2 protein-coding genes and 4 pseudogenes are annotated in these 9,666 nt (G+C 33.6%); 5 read left to right on the top strand and 1 reads right to left on the bottom strand.

Annotated elements, in window-relative coordinates; genetic code table 11:
* The coding region (locus tag DN389_RS28175) for an HBL/NHE enterotoxin family protein (protein WP_149237854.1) at positions 1-888 on the top strand (888 nt) is incomplete at its 5' end.
* Positions 889-1,075: 187 nt separating this feature from the next.
* Here DN389_RS28175 and DN389_RS29370 read toward each other — a convergent pair.
* Positions 1,076-1,252 (bottom strand): annotated as a pseudogene (locus DN389_RS29370) (IS6 family transposase); the annotation flags it as partial.
* 479 nt (positions 1,253-1,731) lie between these two features.
* Between DN389_RS29370 and DN389_RS28170 the strand changes: the two are divergent.
* The 4 genes and pseudogenes from DN389_RS28170 (at position 1,732) to DN389_RS28155 (ending at position 9,476) form a co-directional block, all read left to right on the top strand.
* The gene (locus DN389_RS28170; RefSeq protein ID WP_098802065.1) at positions 1,732-3,546 is read left to right on the top strand and encodes an acyltransferase family protein; all 1,815 of its coding nucleotides are present in this window, start codon (positions 1,732-1,734) and stop codon (positions 3,544-3,546) included.
* 367 nt (positions 3,547-3,913) lie between these two features.
* A pseudogene (locus DN389_RS28165) lies at positions 3,914-4,165 on the top strand (hypothetical protein); the annotation flags it as partial.
* 268 nt (positions 4,166-4,433) lie between these two features.
* Positions 4,434-6,959 (top strand): annotated as a pseudogene (locus DN389_RS28160) (PAS domain S-box protein).
* A gap of 266 nt (positions 6,960-7,225) precedes the next feature.
* Positions 7,226-9,476 (top strand): annotated as a pseudogene (locus tag DN389_RS28155) (binary toxin-like calcium binding domain-containing protein).
* Positions 9,477-9,666 lie beyond the last annotated feature (190 nt).

The raw sequence follows: 9,666 nt of genomic DNA, 5'->3' as shown, positions 1-9,666 counted from the left end.
ATAGAAGAATTAACTAAATTTAAAAACGCTATTGGAGAAGATGTTAGAGTATTTGGAAGCCATAAAGAGACCTTGCAATCGATTTTAAAAAACCAAGGAGCTGATGTAGAGACTGATCAAAAGCGTTTAGATGAAGTTTTAGGACAAGTAAACTATTATAAGAAATTAGAATCTGATGGGTTAATAATGGTGAAAGTCCCTTTTATCCCCACGCTTATTTCTGGTGGCATAATGATAGGTACTGCTAGAGATAATTTAGGTCGATTAGAGCCTGCTTTAGCAGAATTACGTAAAACTGTAGATTATAAAATTACATTAAATCGTGTAGTCGGAGTTGCATTTCATAATATTAGTGATATGCATAGTACGATTGATAGTGCTATTACTGCTCTTACTTATATGTCCACACAATGGGATGATTTAGACTCTCAATATTCGGGCGTACTGGGGCATATTGATAAAGCTGATGAAAAAGCTGATCAAAATAGATATAAATTTTTAAAGCCTAACTTGAATTCAGCTAAAGACAGTTGGAAAACATTAAGAACAGATGTTGTCACATTACTAGAAGGCATAAAAATTGCAGAGAAGAAAGAACAAGATTTTATGAATCTACTTCGTCCATCAAACGTTTTTTACTTTTATAAAAAAATCCATAACGCATACACTTTTGAAATAAAGACTGGAACAAATGCACCAAATGCGTCTTATAAAGTTATGAATTTAACTAAAAACACTGTTCATCATATGTGGAGTGGAGGTGCTAATACAAACATGTGGGCTGACTGGCTTTCATTCAATCAAAATGATGAATTTGCGGTGGTAGCAGTAGTGGATGGAAAAGAATATGTTGTATATAAAGACAAAGTAGAAAATATAATGAACTGAACCCGAAAAAATGCATTAATTGGAGATGGTACACTAAACTAGACACCAAATTAATTGAAAAATTGACCGGCATATGGCTCCTTATTTCCTAGAACACCTAGCTAAAGCAAAGGAATTCGTACATAGATTAGTTGACATTTATGTAGGTTTCATCCATTTTCAAAGATAGTTTTTCTTTTTTGTTTTATTTTTCAAAAATCACGAATGAAATTTCCGTATTCACGAAATCAGCACATAATGGTTGTTAGATGAATTGACATACCACGTCCCTTTAGAATTTCAGGCATATTACGATAACTTAAAGAAAAAAATAATAGTAGCAAATGGCTACTATTATTTTTCTTAAACTATTTTTCTTTAAAATATCACATCTGCCATGTTCCTTATTTGCTTTCCCAGAATTTATTCTAGTTAAAAAAACCTTGCACCAGAACACATATTGTTCTGATGCAAGGTTCGCTGCAATATAAAATACACGACAGTAGGGGCAAGACATAAAATGTGATTTCAAAAGAAACATATGTATATGTGAAGTAAGGTAAATGAGGGGCTGCTCATAACCAGTAGCCCTTCTTTATAACGTTATTTTGCAGGGAAATGTTCAAATATACGTTATATATCATATTCCTCTTTTTCGGAAGAGCAACAAGAACATCTAGCTTAAAAATTTTCACAACAGAGCCAGATAACGTGTTAAAGTATTAATTACTGTGCATGTAAAGATAAAAAAGAGCCTTACAAAAAGATGTTTGTAATAGTTTAGCTTATACGATTTTAGGGGATTAATAGCATTTTGTGCCGTTATTATTAACCTAATTTCCAAGAAAAAGAGGTGAATGTAGGATGACTAAACCTTTTAAAAAAAATAGTCGTTATATGGTTGGATTGGACAGTCTAAGGGGCCTAGCTATACTAGGTGTTATTTTGTATCATATTAATTTTAATTGGATGCCTGGAGGATTTTTAGGAGTTACTGTATTTTTTGTACTTTCAGGTTATTTAATTACAGATATTCTAGCCATAGAGTGGAAGAGAAATAAGAGAATTGATTTAAAAAAATTCTGGCTTAGTAGGGCAAGGAGATTGCTTCCAGGAATGCTTGTTATGCTCGTTATAACGTTGGCATGGATTACGGTTTTTCATAGCTCTTTACTTGAAAAAATGCGCGGAGATTCATTAGCGGCATTATTTTATGTTAGTAACTGGTGGTATATTTATCATAAATTATCGTACTTTGATAATTTTAACCAGCTTTCTCCATTGAATCATTTTTGGTCGTTAGCAGTTGAGGAACAATTCTACGTTGTTTGGCCGTTTATCATTAGTTTAGGGCTTTACTACATAAAAAAACAATCCCGTATGATTTTATTAATTTGTCTGGCAGCCGTTGCTTCAGCTTTAGCGATGGCAATTTTGTATGAACCTGGAGCTGATCCGAGCAGAATATATTATGGTACAGATACGAGGGCCTTTTCCTTACTTATCGGAGCGGTACTTGCCTTAGTTTGGCCAAGCAATAGGCTTGCAAATAAAATTATCCCAAAGGCGCGTTTCATTCTTGATGTAGTGGGGGGCATTGCCCTTATTATTATTTTGGTTATGTTTTGGAAAACCAATCAATATGATCCATTTCTATACAAGGGAGGAATGGTTCTCTTATCAATTGCAACAGCATTGTTAGTGGCAAATCTAGCTCATCCAGCTAGTCGTATTGCTCAATTTTTACGATTTAGACCTTTACGTTGGATAGGGATAAGATCGTATGGCATATACCTCTGGCATTATCCAATTCTTACATTGACGACTCCAAAGGTAAATGCTGGGGATTTTTCACTAATAAGAGCAATCCTTCAATTTCTTTTGATTATATTGATTGCGCAAATTTCATGGAAGTTTATTGAAAAACCAATCCGAGAAGGAACGCTCCGGAACATTCAGTTTAAGAATTTAAGAATTCAAAATGTCACTTTAGGTGTTAAGTTAGCTTTAATTTGTACATTATTCGTTTCGTCGATAGCAGTCGTAGGATTATCAAAAGCTAGTAAGGCTAAGGAGAATTCTCAACAAGATAAGGTGGAAGTAGCACAAACACAACCGGCGCCACATCCAGTTGCAGTTTGGGAAAATCCAAATCAAGAGACGCCTCAAAAACAAGGGGAATCAAGAGAAGTAAATTCTGCGCAACCTAAAAGTTCACTCACAGTTACTGCGATAGGCGATTCCGTTATGATTGATATTACTCCGTATTTAAAAAATACTTTTTCTGATATTAGGATTGATGCGCAAATTGGTCGCCAGCTGTCAAAAGCGATTCCGGTAGTTGAACAGTTAAAATATGAAGGGAATTTAGGAAACTATGTCATTATTGGATTAGGTACAAATGGAGCCTTTACTACTGAGCAACTTGTTTCATTAATAAAAGTAATTGGAAACGAACGTAAAATCATATTTATTAATACGAGAGTACCACGTCCGTGGGAATCAATCGTGAATGAGAGACTGAAAGTAACGGCATCTGAATATCCGAATGTAACTCTAGTTGATTGGTATGCAGCAAGTACTGGAAAGAAAGACTACTTTGCACCTGACGGTGTGCATTTAACCAAAGTAGGTGCAGAAGCATACGCAGCACTTGTAGCCAAAGCGGTGAAGCAATAATTAACTATTTTTTATTAACTTCTATTGGGTAAGGAAATAGTTCTGAGTATGAGGTGCCACTCTGAGGTTTAATTACAATTCAAAAAAGAATATTATTCATGTTTTTCTAATCTACGATTTAGAGTGGCCTGACTCACTCCTGTAATTTGACATGAAATATAGGCGAACTTGAAAAGAAAGAAAAGGACTAGAAGAGGCTACAAAGGATACAAAATATGAAGTTGAAATATTAGGAAGAGGCTCTGCAGGTGGAAGCACTGCAAATACATTAAAAGAGCAACAAGTAATAAAAAGTTAATTCAAATCCATAAAGTATAGTTCTAACGAGAATACCAATGACAGATCCTCGTTGGCCCAAAGAAGGCGACTGGGTGAAAATGAAAACTTGCCTTCATGGTAGCCAGCAGAATTGTTTGAAGTATCGAACCCTTTACAACCTTTAGAATGGTATTTTGCGGATCATAAACATAGTAAAGCGACAACAATAGAATATATATGGGGTTATAAAGAATTAGCTTTAAATGATAGACATGCTCTTGGTTTAATAGACAGGGAGAATAAGGATATTGCAATATTTTTAAAGCGAAAAGCCGAAATTGAGGAATTAGAAGAATTGTAATAGTGAAGGAATTGATTAATTTATAAAAAACGTAGGAATAAAATATTCCTACGTTTTTTGTACATAACATTTAAAAAAACACCTTATTTTTGGGGGATTTGAAGGTTCTGATGGAAGATTTCCTGGTTTTCGATTTGAATCAATATGATACTATTTACATGTACTGTCATGTAGGGAATTATATTTTTTGCACCTGAACTGTTTGTAATAATTGTAGGATTTTCTGTTTTTTTGTCGAATATATCTTTAATACAAGGAGGGACATTACATGATTATTAAAGACTATTTCATCAATCTTTCTATTTTTTCTTTATTAGTTAGCGCAGCGATATTTATTCAAGTGTTTTTGATTCATTCCAGGCGATATTTCGAAAAATTCTATGGAGGGATTATTGCAGTTACTTTGATGCTCTTTTCTTTTCCATACATGGGATTTTCCTACGATCTTCGAGTTGTTCCTCTTATTCTATCTTTTATTTACTTTGGTCGCATTGCTGGCTGGATTACACTAATTAGCATAATTATAATGCGTATCTTTTTCATTGGTGGGTATTGGGAGCCACCTGTGATTGCATATTTAAGTATGAGTGTTCTATTTTCTACTATTAAAACATATTCTAAAAACCTTCAGCCTTTTAAAAGTGCATCTTTATATTTTTCTGTTTTTGTCGGAATAAAGTGGTTAGTTGGTGTATTCTTTAATACTACGTTACTTTACTCTGGAGGTTTATTATATATAGCGTTAGGACTTTTAATTGGGCTATTTCTTATGGAAGCCTACCAGAGATTATATTATTTAACACAGGACTTATCTAAAATGAATCGGGAATTAAAAAAATCAAAGCAAGAACTTACAGATACCGTACATGAGCTTCAAGGAGGGATTTTTAAATTTAAAAAAGTGGGTAAGCACTTTATACACACTTTATGTGATGGACAGTTTTATTATCAAAAAGGATTTTACTCTGAACAGGTGGTAGGGAAAAGCTTACGGACTATTGATGCCTCTATTGTTCCACCACATTTAGTTTCACAATTGATGAAGTATTATCTTCAGGCATGGGAAGGGAAAGAAATTATATTCGAATTACCCTGGCCAGATGATAAAACAATTATTCTTATTGCCAGATGATAAAACAATTATTCTTATTGCACTTAGGCCGATTAAACGAAATGGACAAGTTATTGAAGTTGTTGGTTCTACAGTCGATATAACCGAAAGAAAAAAGGTAGAATCAGAATTAAGAGCTACCAAAGAATTACTAGAATCATTTATAAAGCATAATGTAGATGCTATTACCATTTCTGATCGAGAAGGGCATATTTTACAAGCAAATAAAGCTTATGAAAAGATATTTGGATGGTCATTAGAAGAAATCATAGGTAAGAGATTACCCTGTGTACCAGATTTCTTAATGGAAGAATCACTCAAAAATATTCAGAAAATTCTAACAGTAGAATCCGTAGTTACTAGATTAGAAACTGTTAGACGACGTAACGATGGAAGTCTTCTTGATGTCAGTCTGACAGTTTCTCCTATATTAGACGTAAGAGGAAATGTGATAGCTTTATCTGCAATATGTAGAGACATCTCTGAAAGAAAACAAGCAGAAAGAGAGCGACATCGATTACATCAACAATTAAAAGATAGTGAAATGAAGTACCGTGCACTAATCGAACAAGCAACTGATGCAGTATATGTAGTAGAGCTGAATGAAAATTATGTCCCCAGTCGATTCATTGAGGTAAACCCTGTTGGTTGTAAAAGATTTGGATATAGTAGAGATGAGCTGCTCTCGTTACCATTTCCAAATGTAGTACCACAAGATTCTAAAATGATTGTAAGGTTGTTAGAAAAAATTAGAGAGGGACAAACTTCCTTCACTTTGCAAGATGAATATGCTTTTCCAACAGGAAAAATAATAACAACCGAGTTTAGTGTCCGTGTTTTTAACTTAAATGGTAAAAAGGTTTTCCTGAGTATTTCTCGTGATATCACTGAACGGCTAAAAACAGAAGAATTACTACGGAAATCTGAAAAACTTGCTGTCGTAGGACAATTAGCGACTGCAATGGCTCATGAAATTAATAATCCATTAACTGCAATGAAAGGGTTTATGCAATTACTAAAATCAACGGAAACTGAGAATAATCAGGGGTATATAAATATAGTATCATCAGAGATTGAGCGTATAGAAAGTATTACTAATGAATTTATGGCGGTAGCCAAACCACAGGTGTTAAAGATACAACCTAATGATATTAGTGTGCTAATGGATCAAGTTTTAATGATACAGCAACCTACTGCTGAGTTTATGGAGGTAGCCAAACGTTAAAGATACAACCTAATGATATTAGTGTGCTAATGGATCAAGTTTTAATGCTACTGCAACCTCAAGCAATGATGAATAATATAAAAATTAGAATTGATTTTACACCTGGTATTCCATTGATTCCATGTGAAGGAAATCAATTAAAACAAGTATTTGTTAATATTATAAAAAATGCAATTGAATCCATGCCAACAGGAGGAGAAATTTTGATTCAATTTGATAAACTTGATAATAATCAAATAAGGATTCGCTTTATCGATCAAGGATGTGGGATTCCAAAAGAACGTATACCATATTTAGGAGAACCTTTTTACAGTATTAAGGAAGAGGGAATCGGCTTAGGATTAATGGTATGTTATAAAATTATTGAAACACACCAGGGGAAGGTATTTATTGAGAGTGAAGTGAATAAGGGAACTATAGTTGAAGTCACTCTTCCAATTTGCACACTTCAAAATTAATACATTCTTTTACTGAAATTTTATAAATTAGTAAGCAGTTAGCTTTGGCTAGCTGCTTTTTTGTATATATTGTAATCGATTCTTCATATTACGGCTTTTTAATGTTTCATATATAGATTTTAAAAACTCTGTAAGTGTTTTGTAACATTTACGAGAGACTTTTTTAACAGTTATGAGAGAGAAAAGAAAGATTTGTTATATATGATGAAATTAATCTTACTAGTAGGTGTTCTAATTGACCTAGAAACCAAGGAGGAAAAATAACAATGAAACAATTGAAGCCAGTAATTAGTGTATTAGGTAGTGTATCGATGGCACTGACTTTAGCATCTCCTGCTTTAGCAGATGTAAAACAACTGAATCCAGGAGGTACAGTTGAAATATTCAAAGAGAATGCAAATGTAAAAAAAGAAGATATGAAAAGAGAATGCGAATGTGAAAAAAGAAGATAAGAATTTCACGCTCGGATCTGATGGGGAAATAGGTTCACTCATTACACAAAACATTGAAATGGCAAACAACGATTGGGATAAAGATGGTATTTCTAACGGCTTAGAGATGAATGGATATAAAATTGAATTCAATTCACAAACTGGAAAAAATGAAGCGAAAGCATGGGATCCCGAGAAGGATAAAGGGAAACCAAAATTTATATCGAATCCTATGAATGCAAATACGGATGGTGATCCTTTTACTGATATGTATGAGGTTGAGAATTATAACAACGATTCTGATACTAATTTCAATCCGATAGTTGCCAACATGCCGAATTTGCAAATTGGTGTCAAACGAATTGAAGTAATTCCTATTGCAACCATTACGGATAATAATGGTGGATCAGTTAGTAGAGGATGGGAAAAAAGTGTATCTACACAACATTCATTTAATGTAGGTTTAAGTGGTTCAGGTGGTGTAGAAGGCTCAGCAGCCGGTCCTGTTCCTTCCGGAAGTGTTTCAGCAAATGTGGGATACGGATATTCAAAAACAACTACGGAAACGGAGAGTTATACAAATAATTTTGATTGGTCTACTGCAACAACTGTGGATACAGCGAACGCAGCAAAATTACGTGTACATTTGGAATATAAGAATGTAGGAACAGCATCCGCTGAAAATGTTTCGCCTCATTTTAATATTCGTTTAGGAAACAAAATTATTAATACTGTAAAGGCAACACAAGATCGTTATAAAGCAAACTATTTAAGTACAGAAAAAGGTGGACGGAATAAAACAGAAGTAGTAATTGACAGTTTAGAAGGACAAGCAGATGCGAATATTGTCTTATCTTTGGATGAATTGAAAGCTGTTGAACAAGGGGAACTTCTTTCGATTGAAGTTTTACCTACAAGTACAATGGATTTATCTATTGAAAAAGGTGAAGAAATTATGCATTTGGGGGATTCAGGGAGATATGAGTCTAGAGTAAATGCAGCTACTGAACAATTAGAAACAGATATAGGAAATATACCAAAGTTTAGGGTATATACTCCTAAAGACAAATCTCTTGCTGATAAGCCAGTTTTATCCTATAACGAAGTTTTTCAACAGGTAAATATAGATACGAAAAAAGTAAATCATATTGTAAACAAGGCTAAAAGTACTAATAACGTATCAGTGGTTTCAGCTAATAATGGAACTGATGCATTGAACGATTTAAAAGCGGGACAGGGAGATCGCGGTTATTTACATAAAGACTCTGTACACGGAGCTTTTGCAAAACTACAGCACCCAACATTAGTAGAAGGTAGTTATGATTCTGTGACGCAAAAGATTAGGGCAACAATTTTACCTGGTTTATTTGGAGTGAGTAAAGATATTCCTACTACTTATAGTAAGAAATGGAATGCTCCGTCACAAACAGTAACACTGGTTAAACGTGAAAATGGATTTACATATGAGTCTAGAGAAAATATACACCCTATAAAATCTGAAATTGCTGCGCACAGAAAAGTTACATTTGAAATCAATGACGCACACAATCTAACGCCTACACAAAAGATTGATACTGAAATTAAAGCTAATAAAGAATTTGAAGATTATGTAGTAGATAATTCAGGTGAATTTGTTACAGAAGGAGTTCCTTATACCGTGGCTTCATATGGAAATACAGCTTATTTGGGAAGTCATCATGCAGGGAATAAATGGGAGTATCTTTGGGCTGAAAAATCTAGCGATGAAAAAGTGAATGTAATTATTGAAAGAGTAGGTCAACCTAAACCTGGAAAACCAATTAAAAAGGATGAAGAGGTATTAATTAAATTTCAAAATCCTATTTATTCAGATTATGCATATTTAAAACTTCAAGATAGTTATATCCATTTAGATCAAAAACAGAACGCAAGTACTTTTAAATTTAATCATGCATATCCAAAGAATTTCACTGGACACCATAAGCAATGGAACATACTATCTAATGGTAATAAGTTAAAGGTAGGATATTTAATCGATTATATGAAATATGGTAATGGAGAGAATGGGACTGATACTATAGCATGGAATCTATCAAGAGTTCAGTAATAGGTAACAGTTCTGTTGCTAAGTTTGAAAAGAGAACCGGAAATGAATTGTATCTGAAAAGTTAGATGCAAAAATTTAGGTTACTATTAAGGAATGAGTTCGATGTTGAATCGGACTCATTCCTTTTAATTTATATATGATTTAGAAACTACTATTTTAAATACTTATCTAGTCATATAAGTAATCAAAT

Source organism: Bacillus sp. AY3-1 (genome assembly GCF_008368785.1).
Taxonomy (GTDB): domain Bacteria; phylum Bacillota; class Bacilli; order Bacillales; family Bacillaceae_G; genus Bacillus_A; species Bacillus_A wiedmannii.
Note: the sequence above shows the minus strand (reverse complement) of the source record. Positions and strands in the feature narration are given on the sequence as shown.